Below are 17,721 nucleotides of genomic sequence, written 5' to 3'. Positions count from 1 at the left end.
GCCTCCTTTGGTAGTGCGCCATGTACGTTGTACGCGTACCGTAGGTTCCGGTTTTCCGGCAGGCAAGAGGGTCGCCCGGCGCACTAGTGCGGTGAGAAGGTGCGGACGGGTGCGCCGAGCCTGGTGCACTAGTGCTGAGTAAGGGGTGGCCGTGGATCGGCCCGTGTATCTGCGGATCGTGGCGGAGCTGCGTGACCGCATCGCCGCCGGCGAGCTGGCGCCGGGGGACAAGGTGCCCTCGACCCGGCAGATCATCCGCGAGTGGGGCGTGGCGATGGCCACCGCGACCAGGGCCCTCGGCAGGCTGCGCGAGGAGGGGCTCACGCGGGCCGTGCCGGGGGTCGGGACCGTGGTCGCCGGGCCCGTGCGGCGGGCGGCGCAGGACCTCACCGCGCGGCGCGTCGTGCGCGAGGCGATCAGGGTCGCCGACCGGGAGGGGCTGGCCGCCGTGTCGATGCGCCGCCTGGCCGCCGAGCTCGACGCCTCGGCCATGTCCCTGTACCGGCACGTGGCGGGCAAGGACGAGCTCGTCCGGCTCATGATCGACGCCGTCTACGGCGAGGAGCCGCCCGCCGGGCAGCCGCCGCGCGGCTGGCGGGCCCGGCTGGAGCTGGAGCTGCGGCAGCTGTGGCGGGTGCACCTGCGGCATCCGTGGCTGGCGCAGGCGGTCTCGCTGACCCGGCCGCAGCTCGTGCCCAACGGCATGGCGTCCACCGAACGGCTGCTGCGCGCACTGGACGGGCTCGGCCTCGACGCCGGCACCATGCTGCACGCCGCCGTGTCCCTGGTGAGCTTCGTCCGGGGCGCCGCCGTGACCCTGGAGGCGGAGCTGCAGGCGCGTACCGAGACCGGGGTGACCGAGGACGACTGGCTGAGCGAGCACGAAGGGGAGATGGCGGAGTTGTTCGCCTCCGGCGCCTTCCCGACCCTGGCGAAGGTGGTCACGGATCCCGGGGTGGATCTGGACCTGGACTCCGTCTTCGAGTTCGGGCTGCGTGGGCAGCTCGACGGGCTCGCCGTGCTGGTGGCACGGGCGCAGCGGGGACGGCGGCCGGGCGATTAGGCGAAAGGGCGCGGATGGCTATATGCTCTCGGAGCGCCGCAACGGGTGATCCCGCAGCGGTGACCAGGGGCTATGGCGCAGTTGGTAGCGCGCCTCCATGGCATGGAGGAGGTCTGGGGTTCGAATCCCCATAGCTCCACACAGATTGTTTCCCTGGTTCGGGCAGATCGGGCCCGGCCGCGTGTCAGTCCAGGAACGCCGGAGCCCGCCACGTCGCGGCGGGCAGGGCGTTGAGGGCGGCGACGATCCGCTTCTCCTCGTAGACGAAGTGCGATTCCAGCAGGGCCGACAGGCCGTCCAGCTCGGTGCGCACGTCACGGGTGGCGGGCGCGTCGGCGGTCAGCAGGGTCTCCAAGTCGCGCAGGATGGCGGCCACCTGCTCGTGGTCCCGGCGCAGCTCCGCAAGGACGGGGCGCAGTTCGGGGAACTCGGCGGCCAGCACCGGGAAGGCCGTGGCGTCCTCGCCGGTGTGGTGGGTGGTGATCGCCGAGCAGAAGGTCAGGCAGTGGGTGCGCAGGTCGCGCAGGGAGCCGCCGCGGCCGGCGGTCTCGCGCAGCCTGGCCAGCTCCTCGCGGAGCCGGAGGTGCACGTCGATCAGCTGGTTGCCGAAGGCCGCCAGACGGCGGGCCGGCTCGGGGAAGTCGTTCATGGTCGTGTCCGATGTCACGGCGCCTCCATGCCCGCGGCGGTCTCCTGGCCGGGTGCACTGCGACGCTGATCCGGGATCAGATCATGCTTTTCGCGGCGAATCAACTCGGCGGGCCGAGCCCCGTGAAGGCCCGGCCCTGGAGCGGCGGGTCCCCGGCGTCAGGCGTAGCGCCGGGCCAGCTCGGCCGCCGCCGCGCCCAGGGCCTCGCGCAGCGCGGGCGGGGACAGCACCTCGACGTCAGTCCCGAGCCGCAGGAACTCGCCGAGCGCGTGGTCGTGCGACTCGATCGGCAGGGTGACCCGCGTCCAGCCCTCGGCGTCCGGCGGCTCGGCGGTCTCCCGGGCGGCCGCCGCGACGCCGGGCGTCATGAGGTCGGGCAGGCGTTCCAGGCCGCGCGGCGACAGCCGCACCACCGCCTCGCCGCGCCGCAGCCGGGCCTCGAACTCGGCCAGGTATCCCTGCCAGTACGCCGCCAGGGAGAAGTCGTCCGGCCTGGCGAACGTCTCCGGGAGGGCGTGCAGGTCGAGGATCTGGGAGACGCGGTAGGTGCGTACGTGCTCGCCGCAGCGCGCCACCAGGTACCAGCGGCCCGCCTTGACCACCAGCCCGTACGGCTCCAGCCGCCGTTCCACCTCCTGCGGCGCCTTCCACCGCCGGTAGGTGACCTGGACGGGCCGCTCGTTCCACACGGCGTCGGCCACGGCCGGCAGGTACGTGACCGGCTCGGCGTCCCGGTACCAGGAGGGCGCGTCGAGATGGAAGCGCTCCTGGATGCGGCCCGCGCGGTCGCGCAGCTCGACGGGGAGCGCGGCCATCAGCTTGAGCTGGGCGGCGGTCACCACCGCGCCGAGGCCCAGCTCGGCCGCCGGCCCCGGCAGCCCGGCCAGGAACAACGACTCGGCCTCGTCGGCGGTCAGCCCGGTGAGGCGGGTGCGGTAGCCGGCGAGGAGCTGGTAGCCGCCGTTGGGCCCGGCGTCGCCGTAGAGCGGGATGCCGGCGGCGTGCAGGGACTCCATGTCGCGGTAGATCGTGCGGACGGAGACCTCCAGGCGCTCGGCGAGGTCGTGGGCCGTCATGCGGCCGCGCGTCTGCAACAGCAGCAGGATCGAGACCAGGCGGGAGGCGCGCACGGTCACTGACACTACATGTCAGTGACCCGGCCGTACGTTCGCCCGCATGAACGACTTCGACTTCCTCGCCGGCACCTGGGACGTGGCCAACCGCAAGCTCCTCAAGCCGCTGGCCGGCAGCGACGAATGGGACGAGTTCCCCGGCCGCTCGGTCGCGACCCGGCACTTCGACGGCGCGGCCAGCGTCGACGAGATCGCCTTCCCCACCAAGGGCCGGCACGGGATGACCGTGCGCGTCTACAACCCCGCCACCCGGCAGTGGTCGATCTACTGGGCCAGCAGCGCGACCGGCACGCTGGACACCCGGCCCATGGTGGGCGCGTTCACCGGGAACCGGGGCGAGTTCTACGGCGAGGAGACCCACGAGGGCCGGCCGGTGCGCTGCCGGTTCATCTGGACCGTCGTCGACGAGCACCGGGCCAGGTGGGAGCAGGCCTTCTCGGCGGACGACGGCCAGACCTGGGAGACCAACTGGACGATGGATTTCACCCGGACGTCCTGACCGAGGGGCTTCGTCCGGCCCTCAGGACGCCTGGCCGCGCACCCACAGGACCGTGGCCACGGCCAGCACCGCGACCAGCAGCAGGAGCCCGCCCACCAGGACCACCCACCGCCAGGCCGACTTCGGCGGCGGCGGGGGCTCGTACAGGGGGACGTCGGGGAGCATGTCGGGGGTGTAGGGCAGGCTCTGCGTGTACGGCGCCTCCGGGGGGCCCTGGGGAGGGTGCTCCGGGTGCGGGACACGATGTCGGACGGTCTGGTTCGGGTCCGGCTCCTGCGGCTCTCGCTTCATGATCCCCTCAGACGCGGCTCTGGAGGTGGGTTTCATCGACATTGTCATACTTGCCGGTGAAACGCGGTCCAGACGTCGGAAGGCTCAGTAACCGCTCTGATCGCCCCCGTGCGGCGGCTGCGGCGGCTGCCAGCCACCCTGCGGGCCGGGCTGGGGGCCGCCCTGGGGGCCGGGCTGCTGGTAGGGCTGGTGGTACGGCTGCTGGGGCTGCTGCCAGCCGGGACCCTGCGGCCGCTGCTGCTGGGGGGCGGCGCGGCGCGCGACGACGGCCCAGATCAGCAGCCCGATGCCGGTCAGGTGGAACAGCGAGGAGATGAGGTAGGCGAACGGCAGGACGGCCATCATGCTGGAGCCGTACGACTCGATCAGCGTCTGGGTCAGGATGCTCAGGACGAGGTTGATCAGCGTGCCGATCAGCAGCAGGCCGCAGCCCGACATGCCGAGGGTGGCCGCGCGGCCCACGTGCCGTCTGTTCATCCCGATCAGGACGATGCCCACCACCAGCAGCAGGGCGGTGATGAGGGTGGGGAGCAGGTTCGTGAGCATGTTGAGGAAACTCATGGGGCGACTCCAGCCAGAAGGGGGACTCGGGCGACGTTACGGGGATCCGCGCAGTTCTTCCACCGCACGGGTGATCGACTGCAGGTCGAGGCCGCCCTTGTGGCGGCGGCCGTTCAGGAACAGGGTGGGGGTGCCGCGCACGCCGCTCTCCTTGCCCGACGCCTCGTCGAGCGCGATGCGGGAGGCGTGCCCGGCCACGTCCGCCCAGGGGTCGACGTCGAGCTCGGCGGCGTAGTGTTCGAGGTCGGCGTCGGTGAGGAAACGCTGGTTGTCGTAGAGGATGTCGTGCATCTCCCAGAACCGGCCGCGGTCGGCGGCGGCCTCGGCGACGACGGCGGCGGACGCGGCCCGGGGGTGCAGCGTCCGGATCGGGAAGTGCCGGAAGACCAGCCGGACGTCGGGGTTGCGGCGCAGGATCTCGTCCAGGACGGGGTGGAGCCGGCCGCAGTAGGGGCACTCGAAGTCGCCGTACTCGACGATGGTCACCTTGGCGGTCGCCGGACCCCGTACGTGGTCGTCAGGGCCGACCGGCACCGACAGCACGTCGGGCAGCTCCTCGTCGGGCTCGGCCTCGGGCGGCGCGCAGACGCCGCCCCGGTCCCAGGCCAGCCGGAAGACCACCCAGCCCAGCGCGGCGGACAACAACGACCCGGCCAGGATGCCGATCTTGGCCTGGCTCTGGATCGCCGGGTCGTCGAAGGCCAGGTCGACGATGAACAGCGCCACCGTGAACCCGATGCCGGACACCGCCGCGCCGCCCAGCAGCTGCCCCCACACCAGGTTCCCTGGCAGGATGCCCCAGCCGAACCGCAGCGGCAGCCACGTGCCGAGCGAGATCCCGGCGAACTTCCCGAGCAGCAGCCCCAGCGCGATGCCGAGGGAGATCGGCGAGGTCAGCGCCGCCCGCAGGGTCTCGCCGTCGAGCCGCACCCCGGCGTTGGCCAGGGCGAACACCGGCACGATCACGTAGCTGCTCCAGGGATGCAGGCGGAGCTGGAGCCGTTCGTTGACCGAGACGGCACGCTGCACGCGCCGCGAGGCCTCCCTGGCCGCCCGCGCGCTCGGCTCGGTGGTGAACTCCTGGACGGCCTCGCCCGCCAGCAGCAGCTTCTGGTCGCTGGGGGCGTAGACGAACACGAGGACGCCGAGCGCGATGCCCACGAGCGTCGGATGGATGCCGCTCTCCAGCGTCGCGACCCACAAGCCGAACCCGAGCGCGATGTAGGCCGGCGCCCGCCAGATCTTCAGCCAGCGCAGCAGCACGATCGCCGCCAGCAGCACGACGGCCACGACGAGCGCGGTGAGCTGGAGGCCGGCCGTGTAGAAGATCGCGATGATCATGATGGCCAGCACGTCGTCCACGATGGCCAGCGTCAGCAGGAACGCCCGCAGCGGGTCGGGACAGCGCGCGCCGACGACGGCCAGCACGCCCAGCACGAACGCGGTGTCGGTGGCGATCGGCACACCCCACCCGCCCGCGCCGGGGCCGCCGAGGTTGAGCGCGAGGTAGACGCCGGCGGGCACCAGCATCCCGCCGAGCGCGGCCACGGCCGGGACGGCGATCAGCCGCCGGTCCCTGAGCTGCCCGAGCCGCACCTCGTAGGAGACCTCCAGGCCGATCAGGAAGAAGAACACGCTCATGAGGCCGTCGTTGACCCAGTGGCGCAGGTCGAGGGAGAACACCGCGTCGCCGAACGAGATGCCCATGGGCAGGTGCCAGAACGACTCGTAGGTCCCGGCCCACGGCGAGTTGGCCCAGACCATGGCCAGGGCGGTGGCCACGAGCAGCACGCTCGTGCTGCCCGCCTCTGTCTTGAAGAACGCCCGCAACATCGTCAGATCTCCCCCCGGAGATCCGATCTTAGAACCCGCCCCGGAGGCGGCCGGGCCCGGCGGGGGGTGTTCCCCGCCGGGCCCGGGGGGTCACAGGTTGCGGAGATAGGCCAGGGACGGCGCGAAGAAGTACTCGCCGCCCTTCATCGTGATCGTCTGCGCGACCTGCGCCTGCGGGGCCGACGGCTCGGCCCGGCCCCACACCTTCGGCCAGCTCACCTTGGCCTCGCGGGCTCCCTGCCCGATGAGCGGGTCGTGGCCGGTCGCCGGGTTCTGGAAGTCCTCGTTGTTCGCCCAGCTCTGCTGGGTGAACTCGAACTGGGCGAGCAGGCTGCTGTTGAACGCCATGAACAGCAGGCCGACCTCGCCGCTCGGGCGGCTGCCGGGCGGGGAGTCGTCCCAGGGGTCGTCGGTGCGGTCGCCGTAGGTCTGGCCCCGGCGGGCCATGAGGACCTCACGGCCGAACGATCGCGGGTTCGTCTTCCTGATGTGCCCGCTGAAGGGGCACTTCGAGCCCGGGTCGTCGTCGAAGGTGAAGTCGTTGGCAACCGGGCCCCCGCCCGGCTTCTGCTTGAGCGTGACGGGGGTGCCGTCCTTGAAGCGGCCGACGAGCATGGCGCCCGCGCGGTCGCGGTCGGCGCCGAGCAGGCCGAGGGCGTCGGCCAGGTCCTGCTCGATCTCCTTGAACGCCCGTACGTTCTGCTCCAGCTTCCTGAAGACCAGGTAGCTGCCGAAATGCCGCTCCGGGTGCGGCGCGAAGGGGTCGGCGACCAGGATGTTGGAGAGCGGGAAGGCGGGGTCCCAGTGCTCCTTCGGCTCCTTGTCCACCTCGTCCCGCACGAACAGCGGCTGGCTGCGGCCGTCCACGTACCCGAAGTGCTCGATGCCGTCGCCGGCCGGGTTGCGCATGCCGTGGCCGGTCTCCTCGCCGAGCAGCCGCGCGCTCGCGGGCAGCTCGCCGAGGATCTGCTCGCGCAGCTCCTCGACCCGGTCCTGGCGGGCGTCGCCGATGAGGATGACGGCGTGGATCTCCCGCTGGTAGGCGGGCTCCCACTCGGTCACCGGCGGGTCGTCCAGCTCGGCGCCGCGCCGCTTCATGCCGTCGCGGAACGCCTTGTCGCCGAACCTGCGCACGTCCTCGACGGAGTGGCCGAGGTCGCGGTAGCCGGCCTTGCTGATGCCAACGCCGACGTACGGCGTGCCGCGCCGGCCGTTCGCGCCGAACTCGCGCACCTCCTCAAGGTGCCGGCGCGCCGACTTCATCTTCGTGACGGCGACGTGCCGCAGGAACGCCTTTCCCGCGGCGACGTCGTTGAACCTGACGAACAGCACGGACAGATGCTCGCGCACGTGCGCGCGGAGAATGTTGGGCTGGAGATTGTCCAGCATCTCCTTGGTGTCCGCGTCGAGCTTGGCCGAATCCCAGGCCAGGGGTTGTGCGTTGTTCAGGTCGACAGCCATTGTCGCCGAATCCTTTCCCCGTTTCGAAATGAATCGGGCCCCCTGCATCTGTACGACTCCCGGGAATGCGAGAAAGTTTCCCGTTGATCAGGTCGGTTCGATTTCCACATCAAACCCGGCGGACCCGTACATAATGACCGGATGAAGAACCGGGGCTGGGGACGTTCCAGCGGCACCCGCGACACGCTGCTGCGCGCGGCCCGCGAGGTCTTCCTGGCCAAGGGGTACGCCGAGGCCACCGTCGCCGACATCGTCGAGACGTCGGGCATCAGCGTCGGCAGCCTCTACCACCATTTCGGCGGCAAGCCGGGCCTGTTCCTCGCCCTGTGGGAGCAGTTCATGCGCAGCCAGGAGGAACGCACCTCCCGCGCGGCCAAGGCCACCGCCGGCGCCGGCGCGGAACGGTTCCTGGCCGGCGCCCGCGCCTATCTGGAGGGCTCGTGGGAGCAGCGCGACGTGGCCAGGCTGTTCCTGGAGAACGACGGCCCGGCCGAGTTCACGACCCTGCGCAGGCAGCGCGGCTGGGAGTGGATCGGCGGCAACAAGCGGCTGCTCGGCCTGGCGGACACGCCGGAGGGCAACGTGCTGGTCGTGCTGCTGACCACGGTGATGGGCGAGGCCGGGCGCGAGGTGGCGGCCTGCGAGTCCGACGGGGACGCCCAGGTGACCATCGACGAGGTGATCCGGATCGTCCGCCGCATGCTGGCTACGACGGGCGGTGTACCGCGGCCTTCGCCCTGAGGACGATTCCGCCGGCCCCCCACGATGCGAGCGTGTAGCCCATGGACGCACTGCGCAAAGCCCTCGGCGCGCTCTCCCTGGCCTACGCGCTGATCTTCGCCGGGGCCGCGCTGCTGCACGCGGGCCTCACGGTCGGCCCGCTGTCCCAGCCGGTCGTGCCGCCCGCGGTGGTCGTGGAGACGTTGTGCGCCCTGGGCCTGCTCGCCGGCGGCCACGGCGCGCTGACCCGCCGCCGGTGGGCATGGGACGGCCTGGTCTACACCCACGCGGGCGCCCTGGGCGGCGTGCTGATCGGCATCCTGGCGCTGGCCCTGCACCCGTCGGCGGCCACGACCCTGAGCACCTGGTTCCACGACACGATGGCGGTGCTGCTGGCCGCCGGGCTGGCCGGGGCCTTCTACGCCTCCAGAGCGCGCAGGTGATCGGCCGCCTCGGGCAACTGGTCCTCGGTGAACACCCGGACGCCGTGCGCTTCGAGCAGGGCGGTGGTCACCCCCTGGCCCGGCACCCGCCGGCTGCCGAACGTTCCGTCATAGATCGCCAGCGCGCCGCACGAGGGGCTGCCCTCCTTGAGCACGGCCAGCCGGACCCCGGCCGAGCGGGCGGCCTCAAGCGCCGCCCGCGCGCCCGCCACGAACTCGGCCGTCACGTCGGAGCCGTCGCCGGCCAGCACGCGGGCGTCGCCGGAGAGCACCGCCGCCCCGCCAGCGCCGCCCTCGATCTCGGCCGCCGGGCGCGGAACGGGCAGCCCGCCCGCCACCTCGGGGCAGAAGACCACCAGCCGGCCCTCCGCCCGCCAGCCCGCGAGCAGGGCGTCGGCGCTGGTCTTCGCGCCGCCGTCGTAGCGGACCCGGCGGCCCATCAGGCAGGCGCTGACGAGGATTCTCTGCACGTCCCCGATCCTACGAGCGCGACCGGCACCAGCGGGACGGCGGCGAGGGCGACCTGCACGGGCGCTAACCTGTGTCCCGATGAACACCACCGTCGCCACGATCGTCATCGCCGGCTCCCTGCTGCTCATGCTGGCGAGTCTGGTCGTCGCCGTCCGCGACCGGCCCATGGGCATGGTCCTGCTGGTCGGCTTCGCCGTGCTGGAGGTGGCGATCCTGGTGCAGGCCGGGTTCGTGATCGCGGCGGTGAGCGGCGGCGAGGGGCCGCCGGAGAAGGCCACGCTGTTCGGGTACATCGGCGGTCAGGTGCTCATCCCGCCCGCCGGGGTGTTCCTCGCGCTGGCCGAGCGCAGCCGGTGGGGCACGGCGATCCTGGTCGTGGCCGGGTTCGCGATCGCGGTGATGAACGCGCGGCTGCTGCAGATCTGGCAGGGCGTGGCGTGAGCGCGCCGATCGGCACCGGCCCCGGGCGCGCGCTGGTCGCCGTCTACGGGCTGTTCTCGCTGGCGGCCGGGGCGCGGGCGGCGGTGCAGATCGCCACCAGGTTCGGCGAGGCGCCGCTGGCCTACGCGCTGTCGGCGTTCGCCGCGCTGGTCTACGTCGTGCTCACCGTCGCCCTCGTGCGCGGCGCCCGCCGGCTCGCGCTCGGCGCGCTCGTCATCGAGCTGGCCGGCGTGCTGCTGATCGGCACCGCGAGCGTGGCCGACCCGGCGGCCTTCCCCGACGCCACGGTGTGGTCGTCGTACGGCAAGGGCTACCTGTTCATCCCGCTGCTGCTGCCCTTCGTGGGCCTCTACTGGCTGCTGCGCAGGCGTTAACGCCGGGCGTGCGCGGGCAGGGACAGACCCCATGAGCACGATCGAGCACTCAGTAGACGTCAACGTCCCGATCCGCGTGGCCTACAACCAGTGGACCCAGTTCGAGAGCTTCCCCGAGTTCATGGAGGGCGTGGAGTCCGTCAAGCAGATCTCCGACACGCTCACCGAGTGGGTGGTCGAGATCGCCGGGGTCCGCCGCGAGTTCCAGGCCGAGATCACCGAGCAGCACCCCGACGAGCGCGTCGCCTGGCGCGGCACGGACTCGCCGCACCACGCGGGCGTGGTCACCTTCCACCGCATCGACGCCGACACCACCAAGGTCACCCTCCAGATGGAGTACGACCCCGAGGGCGTCGTGGAGACCGTCGGCGACGCGCTGCAGATCGTCCGGCTGCGCATCAGGAACGACATGGAGCGGTTCAAGTCGTTCATCGAGTCGCGCGGCGGCGAGACGGGCGGCTGGCGCGGCGACGTCCCCGGCGCCCACCAGCACGAGCACGGCTCCACCTACGGCGACAGCGGCGCGCCGGTCCCGCCCGGCACCGTCGGCGGCGGCGACTACCCGCCGAGCGGCACCCTGCCGCCCCCCGGCCCGGTTCCCCCGCGCAACCAGCCCCCGGAGGGCCCGAGCCCGATCCTGTAGGACGGGATCTCCCCCGAGAATCTCAGCCCCCGCCCCGGGGGCTTTCTCATGTCCAGGAATAAAGGGACATTTCGGTCCTGTTAAGGTGGTGATTCGTCCCATGATTTGATGAGTGGAGGACCTGACCAGCATGAGCGTGCTCGCCCAAGAGGCCCGTGGCAGAACAGGCAGAACCGCCCCCTTGGCGTGGCTTCTCGTGCTGGGCATCGTTCTGGCGGCGCTGAACCTGCGCACGGCCGTCACCAGCGTCGGGCCGCTGCTCGACCAGCTCGCCGGGGCGCTCGGCATGAGCAGCGTCGGCACCGGCCTGCTCACCACGCTGCCCGTGCTGGCCTTCGCCGGCGTCGGCGCGGTCACCCCCACCCTGGCCCGGCGGATCGGCGAGCACCGGCTGCTGCTGCTGGCGCTGGTCACCCTCGGCACGGGCATGCTGGTCCGGTCGCTGGTCGGGTCGGCCCCGGTGTTCCTGCTGAGCAGCGCGGTCGCGCTGTCCGGCGGCGCCGTCGGCAACGTGCTCATCCCGACGCTGATCAAGCGTCACTTCCCCGGGCGTACCGGGATCATGACCACCGTCTACACCACGGCCCTGGCGGCGGGCACCATGCTGGCCGCCGCCGCGACCGTGCCGATCGAGCGCGCGTCGGGGGACTGGCACATCGCGCTCGGCGTGTGGGCGGCCCTGGCCGCCGTGGCCGCCATTCCGTGGCTTGCGCTGCTGCGCAGTGAGCCGGAGCGGGACACGGGCAGCCGGGACGCGGGCATCTCGACCCTGCTCAGGAGCAGGCTCGCCTGGATGGTGGCGATCTACTTCGGCACCCAGTCGATGATCGCCTACATCATGTTCGGGTGGCTGGCCACGATCCTGACCGACGGGGGATACACCTCCTCGCAGGCCGGGATCATGCTCGGCGTGTTCACCGCCCTGAACATCCCGGTCTCGATCCTCGTGCCGACGATCGCCGCGCGCTTCCGCGACCAGCGGCCGGTCGTCGTGGGGCTGGTCGTGTTCTACGCGATCGGCTTCCTCGGGCTGTGGTTCGCGCCCTCCTCGACCGCCATGGTCTGGGTGGTGTTCGTGGCGGTCGGCATGGGGTCGTTCCCGCTGGCGCTGGTGATGCTGGGGCTGCGCACCCGTACGCCGGAGAGCACGGCCGCGCTGTCGGCCTTCGGGCAGAGCGCCGGATATCTCATCGCCGGCGCCGGCCCGCTGCTGGTCGGGGTGATCTACCAGATGACCGGCGGCTGGTCGCTGACGTACGTGCTGATCTTCGGCGTGATCGCCGTCCAGCTCCTCACCGGCCTGTACGCCGGCCGCGACCGCTATCTGGAGGACGAGCGCCGCCCTGCCACAATGACCAGGTGAGATCCACTGTCGTCACCTTCCCCAACGGCCGGGTCAGCGGCCGTTCCCCGATTGTCGGGGCCGTGCCGGTGGGGGACCGGCACGGCCTCGTCACCGCCGAGACGCCGTTCCACCCCCTCGACCACACCTGGCCCGACCAGCCCGCAGACCGGGGGACGATCGGCGAGCTGCCGGTCCTCGACTGCGTGACAGGGGCCCAGTCGAACGACGGTGAGATCTTCGTCGGCGAGTCCATCCCGGTCCGGCGGGGCGCCGAGGGCTGGGAGTGGCTGGTCGTCCACGTCACCGACACCCCGCTGCCCGTCGGCGCGGAGGTGGACCTGGAGGTGGACGCCGGCTACCGGGCGGCGCTCTCGGCCGGCCACACCGCCTGCCACCTGGCCGCGCTGGCGCTCAACGCGGCCCTCGCGGACAGGTGGCGCAAGGAGGTGCGGCAGGACCGGCTCGGCCACCCCGACTTCGACCAGACGGCGATCACCTCCTCGCGCATCCTGCCGCACGGCAGCGTGGACGAATACCGCCTCGGCAAGTCGCTGCGCAAGAAGGGCTTCTCCGCCGACGACCTGGACCTGACCGAGCTGGCCCGGCGGGTGAACGAGCAGCTCGGCATATGGGTGGCGGCCCGGGCGCCGGTCCGGCTCGACGTGCCGGGGCCCGGTCTGACCGCGTTGCGCACCTGGCACTGCTCGCTGCCCGAGGGCGAGGCGTCGATCCCGTGCGGCGGCACGCACGTGCGCGACACGGCCGAGCTGGGCACGGTCGAGGTCGCGTTCACCCTGGAGGAGGCCGCCCTCACCATGCGCACCACCTGCGGCTAGGCGAGCCCTTTTGCGGGAGCCCGGGTCAGGCTCTCGCGGCCAGGAAGGCGAGGACCCGGCGCCACGCGTCCGCGCAGATCGCCTCGTGCTCGCCGTGGGCCTCGTCGAAGAAGCCGTGCGGGGCGCCCGGGTAGACGACGATCTCGTGCTCCACCCCGGCCCCGGTCAGTGCGGCCCCGAACGCGGCCACCTGGTCGGCCGGGATGCCCTCGTCGGCCCCGCCGAACAGGCCGAGGATCGGCGCGCCCAGCTCGGCGGCATGCTGGGCGGGGCCGGGGCCGTACGGGCCGGCGATCCCCGGCGCGCCGTAGAACCCGATCACGCCGGCGAACCCGAACCTGGGCGCCGAGGCGAAGAACGCGTTCCGGCCGCCCATGCAGAAGCCGAGCGCCACCGCCGGACGTCCCAGGCGCTCGGTCGCGGCCTGGAGGTCGGCCTGGATGTTCTCCCTGGTCAGCTTGGGGATGTGCGCCATGACCTGGAACGACTCGCCGCGGTCGTCGTCGGTGGCGGTCCTGCCGTAGTAGTCGAGGGCGAGCGCCGGATGGCCCTGCTCGGCCAGCCGTACGGTGAGCTGCTTGTAGAAGCCGTGCAGGCCGCGGACGTCGGGCAGGATCACGACGCCGGGCCCGCTCACCCGCTCGGGGCGGGACTCATAGGCGGCGAACGACGTGCCGTCGGCGGAGGTCAGGCGGAGGTCGGCGGAGCGGGTGCCGGTGATCGGCGGTTGCGGGCGCGGTGGTGCGGCGTCGTTGTCGTAGCACATAGTGCCGGGAAACTACCAAAGCTGGATTGATAAAGCTAGACTTGGCTTTTGTGCTCGCCAAGGAACTGCGGATCTCGGTCGGGCGGCTCGCCCGCCGCATCCGGCAGCTTTACACCAACGCCTCGGGCGACGACGTGTCGTTCACCGAGCTCGCCGTGCTCTCCCGCCTCGACCGGGACGGGCCGCACACCTCGGCCCAGCTCGCGCACCTGGAACGCATCACCGCCCAGGCGATCGGCACCGTCCTGGGCGGCCTCCACCAGCGCGGCATGGTGGCCCGCGAGCCCGACCCGGCCGACCGGCGGCGGGTGATCACCGCCATCACCGGCTCCGGCCGCGCCGCGCTGGTCAGCCGGGAACAGGTGATCACCGAACGCCTGGCCGCGGCCGTCGACTCCCTCACCCCCGACGAGCGCGAACGCCTCGCCGCGGCCCTGCCCGTCCTCGCCGACCTGGCCGAACGGCTCTGAGGCGTCAGCATGTGTTGACAAGCGGCCCGCTGTCAGCACATGCTGACACCATGGACGTCACCGAACTGGCCGGGGCGGCAGCCGACCGCGACCCCGGAACGGGCCTCGCGGCGGTGGCCGCGCTCAGGGCCCTGCTGGAGGAGCTGGAGGCCGTCCACGTCAGCAACGCCCGCGCGGCGGGGTGGTCGTGGGAGCAGATCGCCGGCGCGCTCGGGGTCCGGCGGCAGTCCGCCCATCGCAAGCACGCCCGCAGAACGGGGAGGTAGCAGGTGTTCGACAGGTTCACGGAAGGCGCCCGCCGGGCGGTGGTCCGGGCCGGGATCCTCGCGCTCGACGCCCACCGCGCCACGCTCGGCGCCGACCTCCTGCTGCTGGGCGTGGCCGAGGTGCGGCCGTTCTCGCTGTCGTCGTTCACCGCCTCCGGCGCCGGCCTGCGCGCGCGCGTCGACCTGGGCGACGCCCGTGCGCTGCTGGCCACCCTAGGCATCGACCTCGACGAGGTGCACCGCCGCACCAGGGCCGGGACGGACGCGCCCGGCCAGTGGGCCCTGCGCCGGTCCAGGCTGCGCCCGCTGCGCGTCACCCTGGACGGGCCCCTGGGCACGATCCCGCTGGCCATGCACGCCAGGAAGGCGATCGAGGTGGCCATGTGGAAGCCGGGGCCGGTCACCGGCGAACGGCTGCTGTGGGGCCTGCTCGCCGACGGCGCGAACGGCGCCGGCCGCCTGCTCCGCGAGGCCGGGGTCGACGTGGCCGCGCTGGTCAGGGAGGCGGGCATCCCGTCCCGCCGCGCCGCCTGACGGCACGCCGTTCGGGGCGGGCCGGAGAGCTCCTCCGGCCTGCCGGGGCGCGGGATCCGGCGTGACGCGAGGGGTCCGGAAGTCCGATACACTTGGTGATCGCAAGGGGCTATGGCGCAGTTGGTAGCGCGCCTCCATGGCATGGAGGAGGTCTGGGGTTCGAATCCCCATAGCTCCACAGCAGAAGAAGGTGGCGTCCGTGAGGGCGTCACCTTTTTTCGTGCCTACGCCAGGCCGTGTCAATACCTCTCAGGTCACCTCTTGTCCGGACCTGGGGGAGACGCGGGCGGCCGGCTGGAGCCGCGATCGTCGAGGGCATGCGACTTCAACGACTCCAGATCTCGGCGCTCTCCGTCCTCGCGCTCGTCGTGGCGCTCGCGCTCGCGCCGCTGCCGGGGCTGCCGTACACCATGGGGTTCGCGCCGCACTGGGTGACCGTGCCGGCCGCCGGGGTGGGGGCGGTCTTCGTGGTGCGGCCGCATCCGGCGGGGCTGCTGCCCGTCCTGCTGTTGCTGTGGTCGGCGGGCGGGCTCGTGCTCGACGTCTTCCGCGCCTTCTTCGCGCTCACCGGCATCCCCGCCGGGGAGTTCGCGCAGGTCGACTGGCCCGGGATGGCGCTGCGCGGGCTCAGCCTGGCGGGCTGCGCGCTGCTGGGCGCGCTGCTGCTGCCGCGCGTCAGGGTGCCCGCCGGGCCCTGGCTCGGGTACGCCGCCTTCGCCCTCGGGTTCGTCTACCCCCTGGCCAAGCTCTACTGGTCGGCGGGCGGCACCCTGCTGCGCCCCGCGGACTACGGCGAGGGCTTCCCGTACGGCGAGACGATCATGCTGGTCATCGGCGCGGCCGGCTCGCTGGCCCTCGTGCAGAGGTGGGGACGGTCGCTGCCGCGGCGGCTGGTGCTGGCCGGCGGTTGGACGGGCGCCGCCATGTTGACCACTATGGGAGCCATGTCCGTCCTCGGCACGTTCTCCCAGCTTCTCGGCCTCACCCACGGGCCCGTGCCGCTGTCCGAGCCCGCCACGGTGGCGGCGGTCGCGGTCGTGTACGGGAGCTGGCTGCTGTTCGGGCTCGCGGTCGCCGGGGCCACCCTCTCCTACCAGCGCACGACGGCACGATGACGCCCCGCCGCGCCGACGTGGTCCTGGCCCTGGTCGCCGGGGTGACACTGTTCCCGCTCTCCCTGACGGTGGCGGTGTTGTCGGCGCCCGGCGTGCGGGCGGTCCTGCTGGCGGGGGCCTGCCTGGCGGCGCACGCGGCCGTGGCGTACCGGCGGCGGACGTGGGCGTTCCTCGTGGTCGCCGCGGCCTTCGCCGTCCAGGTCGCGGTGACCGGGCTGTTCCTCGTGCTGCCGTCGTCGGCGCTGTTCCCGCTCGCGGTCTACTCCTGTGCCGCCCACGCCCGGCGGCACCCGCCGCTGGTGGTCGGCCTGGCGGGGGCGGGGGCGGCGGCGGCCAGGTTCGCGACCGACTCCAGCGTCGCGGCGGCCGGGCTCGGGCCGGACCCGTGGCTGCTGCTGGCGCTGCTGGCCGCGGTGGTGGTCGCGGCGTGGGGGCTCGGCCTGTACCGGCGGACCCAGCTCGCCCATCTCGACCTGCTGCGGGAGCGGGCCGGCGAGGCCGCGGCGCGGGCCACCGCCGAGGAACGGGCCAGGATCGCCAGGGAGATGCACGACGTGGTCGCCCACGCGCTGGCCGTCATCGTCGCCCAGGCCAGGGGCGGCCGGTTCGCGCCCGCGCGGGCGGCCGAGATCCTGGCCGCGATCGAGGAGACCGGACGCGCGGCCCTCACCGACATGCGGGCCGCCGTCGGCGTGCTGCGCGCCACGCCCGGTGACGGGCCGCCGCCCGGACTGACCGGCCTGCCGGACCTGGTGGCGCGGACCAGGGACGCCGGGCTGCCCGTCCAGGAGATCGTGCGCGGCACGCCGCGTCCCCTCGGGCCGGGGGCCGACCTCGTCGCCTACCGCGTGGTGCAGGAGGCGCTGACGAACACGCTCAAGCACGCGGGCGCGGGCGCGCGCAGCACCCTCCGGCTGGAGTGGACGGACGACGCCCTGCGCATCACCGCCGGCGACGCGGGCGGCACCGCCTCCGCCACGACGTGCGGTGACGGGCCGGGGAACGGGCTGGCGGGCATGCGCGAGCGGGTGACCGCGCTGGGCGGGACCCTGGACGTCCGGACGGAGGAGGAAGGCGGGTTCGTCGTCGAGGCCCGCCTTCCGTACCCGGCATGACCATCGGCGTGTACGTCGTGGACGACCAGCGGCTGGTGCGCACCGGCACGGTGATGGTGATCGACGCCCAGGACGACATGCGCGTGGTGGGGGAGGCGGGCGACGGGATGGAGGCGCTGGCCGGGCTGCGCGGGGTGACGGCCGACGTGGTGCTCATGGACGTCCGCATGCCGCGCATGGACGGCGTCGAGGCGACCCGGCGGCTGCTGGCGACCCCCGGCGCGCCCAAGGTGATCGTCCTGACCACCTTCGACCTGGACGAGTACGCCTTCGCCGCGCTGCGGGCCGGCGCGTCGGGCTTCCTGCTCAAGGACGCCCCCGCCGAGGAACTGCTGGCCGCGGTGCGGACCGTCCACCGGGGGGACGCGGTGATCGCCCCCTCGACCACCCGCCGCCTGCTCGACCACGTCGCGCCGCACCTGCCGGACGCCGGGCCCGACCCGCTGACCGAACGGGAGCGGGAGGTGCTGCGGCACATCGCCTGGGGCGAGACGAACGCCGAGATCGCGGGCGCGCTGTTCCTGTCCGAGGGCACCGTCAAGACCCACGTCGGCCGCATCCTGGCCAAGCTCGGGCTGCGCGACCGGGTCCAGGCGGTCATCTGGGCCTACGAGCACGGACTGAACCGCCGCCCCTGAGTGATCGTGCACCGGACGCGACGGGCCGTCGAATCATTCATGCTCTGAATGATG

Annotated in this window: 23 protein-coding genes and 2 tRNA genes; 17 read left to right on the top strand and 8 right to left on the bottom strand. The window is 72.8% G+C overall.

What is annotated here, in order from left to right; translation table 11 throughout:
- Positions 1-151: 151 nt before the first annotated feature.
- Positions 152-1,063 carry a TetR/AcrR family transcriptional regulator C-terminal domain-containing protein gene (locus ABT158_RS27230; RefSeq protein WP_352357990.1) on the top strand — a complete coding sequence of 304 codons (912 nt, stop codon included), beginning with the start codon at positions 152-154 and terminating at the stop codon, positions 1,061-1,063.
- Between the two features lie 66 nt (positions 1,064-1,129).
- Positions 1,130-1,202, top strand: a tRNA-Ala gene (locus ABT158_RS27225).
- 45 nt (positions 1,203-1,247) lie between these two features.
- Here ABT158_RS27225 and ABT158_RS27220 read toward each other — a convergent pair.
- Together ABT158_RS27220 and ABT158_RS27215 are read right to left on the bottom strand one after the other, a co-directional pair.
- On the bottom strand, positions 1,248-1,730 hold the full coding sequence (locus tag ABT158_RS27220) for a hemerythrin domain-containing protein (RefSeq protein ID WP_352357988.1): 483 nt from the start codon (positions 1,728-1,730) through the stop codon (positions 1,248-1,250).
- Positions 1,731-1,870: 140 nt separating this feature from the next.
- The gene (locus ABT158_RS27215; protein ID WP_352357986.1) at positions 1,871-2,842 is read right to left on the bottom strand and encodes a helix-turn-helix transcriptional regulator; all 972 of its coding nucleotides are present in this window, start codon (positions 2,840-2,842) and stop codon (positions 1,871-1,873) included.
- A gap of 46 nt (positions 2,843-2,888) precedes the next feature.
- Between ABT158_RS27215 and ABT158_RS27210 the strand changes: the two genes are divergently transcribed.
- Positions 2,889-3,344, top strand: a complete 456-nt coding sequence (locus tag ABT158_RS27210; protein WP_352357984.1) for a hypothetical protein — start codon at positions 2,889-2,891, stop codon at positions 3,342-3,344.
- Positions 3,345-3,365: 21 nt separating this feature from the next.
- Here the strand turns inward: ABT158_RS27210 and ABT158_RS27205 are convergent, their stop codons facing one another.
- The 4 genes from ABT158_RS27205 to ABT158_RS27190 form a co-directional block, all read right to left on the bottom strand.
- Positions 3,366-3,635 carry a hypothetical protein gene (locus ABT158_RS27205; RefSeq protein WP_352357982.1) on the bottom strand — a complete coding sequence of 90 codons (270 nt, stop codon included), beginning with the start codon at positions 3,633-3,635 and terminating at the stop codon, positions 3,366-3,368.
- 84 nt (positions 3,636-3,719) lie between these two features.
- A complete protein-coding gene (locus tag ABT158_RS27200; RefSeq protein ID WP_352357980.1) occupies positions 3,720-4,196 on the bottom strand; it encodes a hypothetical protein in 477 nt (158 codons plus the stop codon).
- Between the two features lie 36 nt (positions 4,197-4,232).
- On the bottom strand, positions 4,233-6,029 hold the full coding sequence (nhaA, locus tag ABT158_RS27195) for a Na+/H+ antiporter NhaA (protein ID WP_352357978.1): 1,797 nt from the start codon (positions 6,027-6,029) through the stop codon (positions 4,233-4,235).
- 90 nt (positions 6,030-6,119) lie between these two features.
- Positions 6,120-7,490, bottom strand: a complete 1,371-nt coding sequence (locus tag ABT158_RS27190) for a Dyp-type peroxidase (RefSeq protein ID WP_352357976.1) — start codon at positions 7,488-7,490, stop codon at positions 6,120-6,122.
- A 141-nt stretch (positions 7,491-7,631) separates the two neighbouring features.
- On the opposite strand from ABT158_RS27190, the gene ABT158_RS27185 reads away from it, so the two are divergent.
- Entirely contained in the window at positions 7,632-8,231 is a 600-nt protein-coding gene (locus tag ABT158_RS27185; RefSeq protein WP_352357974.1) for a TetR/AcrR family transcriptional regulator, read from the top strand.
- A 41-nt stretch (positions 8,232-8,272) separates the two neighbouring features.
- Positions 8,273-8,653 (top strand): hypothetical protein, encoded by a 381-nt coding sequence (locus ABT158_RS27180; RefSeq protein ID WP_352357972.1) that lies wholly within the window; start codon positions 8,273-8,275, stop codon positions 8,651-8,653.
- Here the strand turns inward: ABT158_RS27180 and ABT158_RS27175 are convergent.
- Positions 8,629-9,123, bottom strand: a complete 495-nt coding sequence (locus ABT158_RS27175) for a 2-thiouracil desulfurase family protein (protein WP_352357970.1) — start codon at positions 9,121-9,123, stop codon at positions 8,629-8,631. The two genes, ABT158_RS27180 and ABT158_RS27175, sit on opposite strands and share 25 nt — an antisense overlap.
- A 79-nt stretch (positions 9,124-9,202) precedes the next feature.
- On the opposite strand from ABT158_RS27175, the gene ABT158_RS27170 reads away from it, so the two are divergent.
- The 5 genes from ABT158_RS27170 to ABT158_RS27150 all read left to right on the top strand — a co-directional run bounded on the left by ABT158_RS27170 (position 9,203) and on the right by ABT158_RS27150 (position 12,763).
- The gene (locus ABT158_RS27170; RefSeq protein WP_352357968.1) at positions 9,203-9,565 is read left to right on the top strand and encodes a hypothetical protein; all 363 of its coding nucleotides are present in this window, start codon (positions 9,203-9,205) and stop codon (positions 9,563-9,565) included.
- Positions 9,562-9,939 (top strand): hypothetical protein, encoded by a 378-nt coding sequence (locus ABT158_RS27165; RefSeq protein ID WP_352357966.1) that lies wholly within the window; start codon positions 9,562-9,564, stop codon positions 9,937-9,939. Before ABT158_RS27170 ends, ABT158_RS27165 begins: the two co-directional genes overlap by 4 nt.
- Before the next feature lie 31 nt (positions 9,940-9,970).
- Positions 9,971-10,582: an SRPBCC family protein gene (locus ABT158_RS27160; RefSeq protein WP_352357964.1), complete on the top strand. Its 612-nt coding sequence runs from the start codon at positions 9,971-9,973 to the stop codon at positions 10,580-10,582.
- Positions 10,583-10,763: 181 nt separating this feature from the next.
- Entirely contained in the window at positions 10,764-11,945 is a 1,182-nt protein-coding gene (locus tag ABT158_RS27155; RefSeq protein WP_352357962.1) for a CynX/NimT family MFS transporter, read from the top strand.
- Positions 11,942-12,763: an alanyl-tRNA editing protein gene (locus ABT158_RS27150; RefSeq protein WP_352357960.1), complete on the top strand. Its 822-nt coding sequence runs from the start codon at positions 11,942-11,944 to the stop codon at positions 12,761-12,763. Before ABT158_RS27155 ends, ABT158_RS27150 begins: the two co-directional genes overlap by 4 nt.
- Positions 12,764-12,788: 25 nt before the next feature.
- Here the strand turns inward: ABT158_RS27150 and ABT158_RS27145 are convergent, their stop codons facing one another.
- Positions 12,789-13,529 carry a dienelactone hydrolase family protein gene (locus ABT158_RS27145; protein WP_352357958.1) on the bottom strand — a complete coding sequence of 247 codons (741 nt, stop codon included), beginning with the start codon at positions 13,527-13,529 and terminating at the stop codon, positions 12,789-12,791.
- Between the two features lie 50 nt (positions 13,530-13,579).
- Between ABT158_RS27145 and ABT158_RS27140 the strand changes: the two genes are divergently transcribed.
- From ABT158_RS27140 to ABT158_RS27110, 7 genes are all read left to right on the top strand, one after another.
- Positions 13,580-13,999, top strand: a complete 420-nt coding sequence (locus ABT158_RS27140; protein ID WP_352357956.1) for a MarR family winged helix-turn-helix transcriptional regulator — start codon at positions 13,580-13,582, stop codon at positions 13,997-13,999.
- A gap of 50 nt (positions 14,000-14,049) precedes the next feature.
- On the top strand, positions 14,050-14,265 hold the full coding sequence (locus tag ABT158_RS27135; RefSeq protein ID WP_352357954.1) for a hypothetical protein: 216 nt from the start codon (positions 14,050-14,052) through the stop codon (positions 14,263-14,265).
- A 3-nt stretch (positions 14,266-14,268) separates the two neighbouring features.
- Positions 14,269-14,799, top strand: coding sequence for a Clp protease N-terminal domain-containing protein (locus ABT158_RS27130; protein WP_352357952.1), 531 nt, complete (start codon positions 14,269-14,271; stop codon positions 14,797-14,799).
- 105 nt (positions 14,800-14,904) lie between these two features.
- Positions 14,905-14,977, top strand: a tRNA-Ala gene (locus ABT158_RS27125).
- Positions 14,978-15,116: 139 nt separating this feature from the next.
- Positions 15,117-15,914, top strand: coding sequence for a hypothetical protein (locus ABT158_RS27120; RefSeq protein ID WP_352357950.1), 798 nt, complete (start codon positions 15,117-15,119; stop codon positions 15,912-15,914).
- Positions 15,911-17,029: a sensor histidine kinase gene (locus tag ABT158_RS27115; protein ID WP_352357948.1), complete on the top strand. Its 1,119-nt coding sequence runs from the start codon at positions 15,911-15,913 to the stop codon at positions 17,027-17,029. Before ABT158_RS27120 ends, ABT158_RS27115 begins: the two co-directional genes overlap by 4 nt.
- Positions 17,026-17,667 carry a response regulator gene (locus ABT158_RS27110; RefSeq protein ID WP_352357946.1) on the top strand — a complete coding sequence of 214 codons (642 nt, stop codon included), beginning with the start codon at positions 17,026-17,028 and terminating at the stop codon, positions 17,665-17,667. The genes ABT158_RS27115 and ABT158_RS27110 overlap by 4 nt, the downstream gene beginning before the upstream one ends.
- Positions 17,668-17,721 lie beyond the last annotated feature (54 nt).

This window comes from Nonomuraea sp. NPDC001636 (assembly GCF_040298265.1).
Classification (GTDB): domain Bacteria; phylum Actinomycetota; class Actinomycetes; order Streptosporangiales; family Streptosporangiaceae; genus Nonomuraea.
This window is presented reverse-complemented; position numbering and strand designations above follow the sequence as displayed.

What these genes read in the sequence shown, in the direction of transcription:
- ABT158_RS27210 (WP_352357984.1), top strand. Translation starts at nt 2,889, where the DNA reads ATGAACGACTTCGACTTCCTCGCCGGCACCTGGGACGTGGCCAACCGC.
- ABT158_RS27205 (WP_352357982.1), bottom strand. Translation starts at nt 3,635, where the DNA reads ATGAAGCGAGAGCCGCAGGAGCCGGACCCGAACCAGACCGTCCGACAT.
- ABT158_RS27200 (WP_352357980.1), bottom strand. Translation starts at nt 4,196, where the DNA reads ATGAGTTTCCTCAACATGCTCACGAACCTGCTCCCCACCCTCATCACC.
- nhaA (WP_352357978.1), bottom strand. Translation starts at nt 6,029, where the DNA reads ATGTTGCGGGCGTTCTTCAAGACAGAGGCGGGCAGCACGAGCGTGCTG.
- ABT158_RS27190 (WP_352357976.1), bottom strand. Translation starts at nt 7,490, where the DNA reads ATGGCTGTCGACCTGAACAACGCACAACCCCTGGCCTGGGATTCGGCC.
- ABT158_RS27185 (WP_352357974.1), top strand. Translation starts at nt 7,632, where the DNA reads ATGAAGAACCGGGGCTGGGGACGTTCCAGCGGCACCCGCGACACGCTG.
- ABT158_RS27180 (WP_352357972.1), top strand. Translation starts at nt 8,273, where the DNA reads ATGGACGCACTGCGCAAAGCCCTCGGCGCGCTCTCCCTGGCCTACGCG.
- ABT158_RS27170 (WP_352357968.1), top strand. Translation starts at nt 9,203, where the DNA reads ATGAACACCACCGTCGCCACGATCGTCATCGCCGGCTCCCTGCTGCTC.
- ABT158_RS27160 (WP_352357964.1), top strand. Translation starts at nt 9,971, where the DNA reads ATGAGCACGATCGAGCACTCAGTAGACGTCAACGTCCCGATCCGCGTG.
- ABT158_RS27145 (WP_352357958.1), bottom strand. Translation starts at nt 13,529, where the DNA reads ATGTGCTACGACAACGACGCCGCACCACCGCGCCCGCAACCGCCGATC.
- ABT158_RS27135 (WP_352357954.1), top strand. Translation starts at nt 14,050, where the DNA reads ATGGACGTCACCGAACTGGCCGGGGCGGCAGCCGACCGCGACCCCGGA.
- ABT158_RS27120 (WP_352357950.1), top strand. Translation starts at nt 15,117, where the DNA reads ATGCGACTTCAACGACTCCAGATCTCGGCGCTCTCCGTCCTCGCGCTC.
- ABT158_RS27115 (WP_352357948.1), top strand. Translation starts at nt 15,911, where the DNA reads ATGACGCCCCGCCGCGCCGACGTGGTCCTGGCCCTGGTCGCCGGGGTG.
- ABT158_RS27110 (WP_352357946.1), top strand. Translation starts at nt 17,026, where the DNA reads ATGACCATCGGCGTGTACGTCGTGGACGACCAGCGGCTGGTGCGCACC.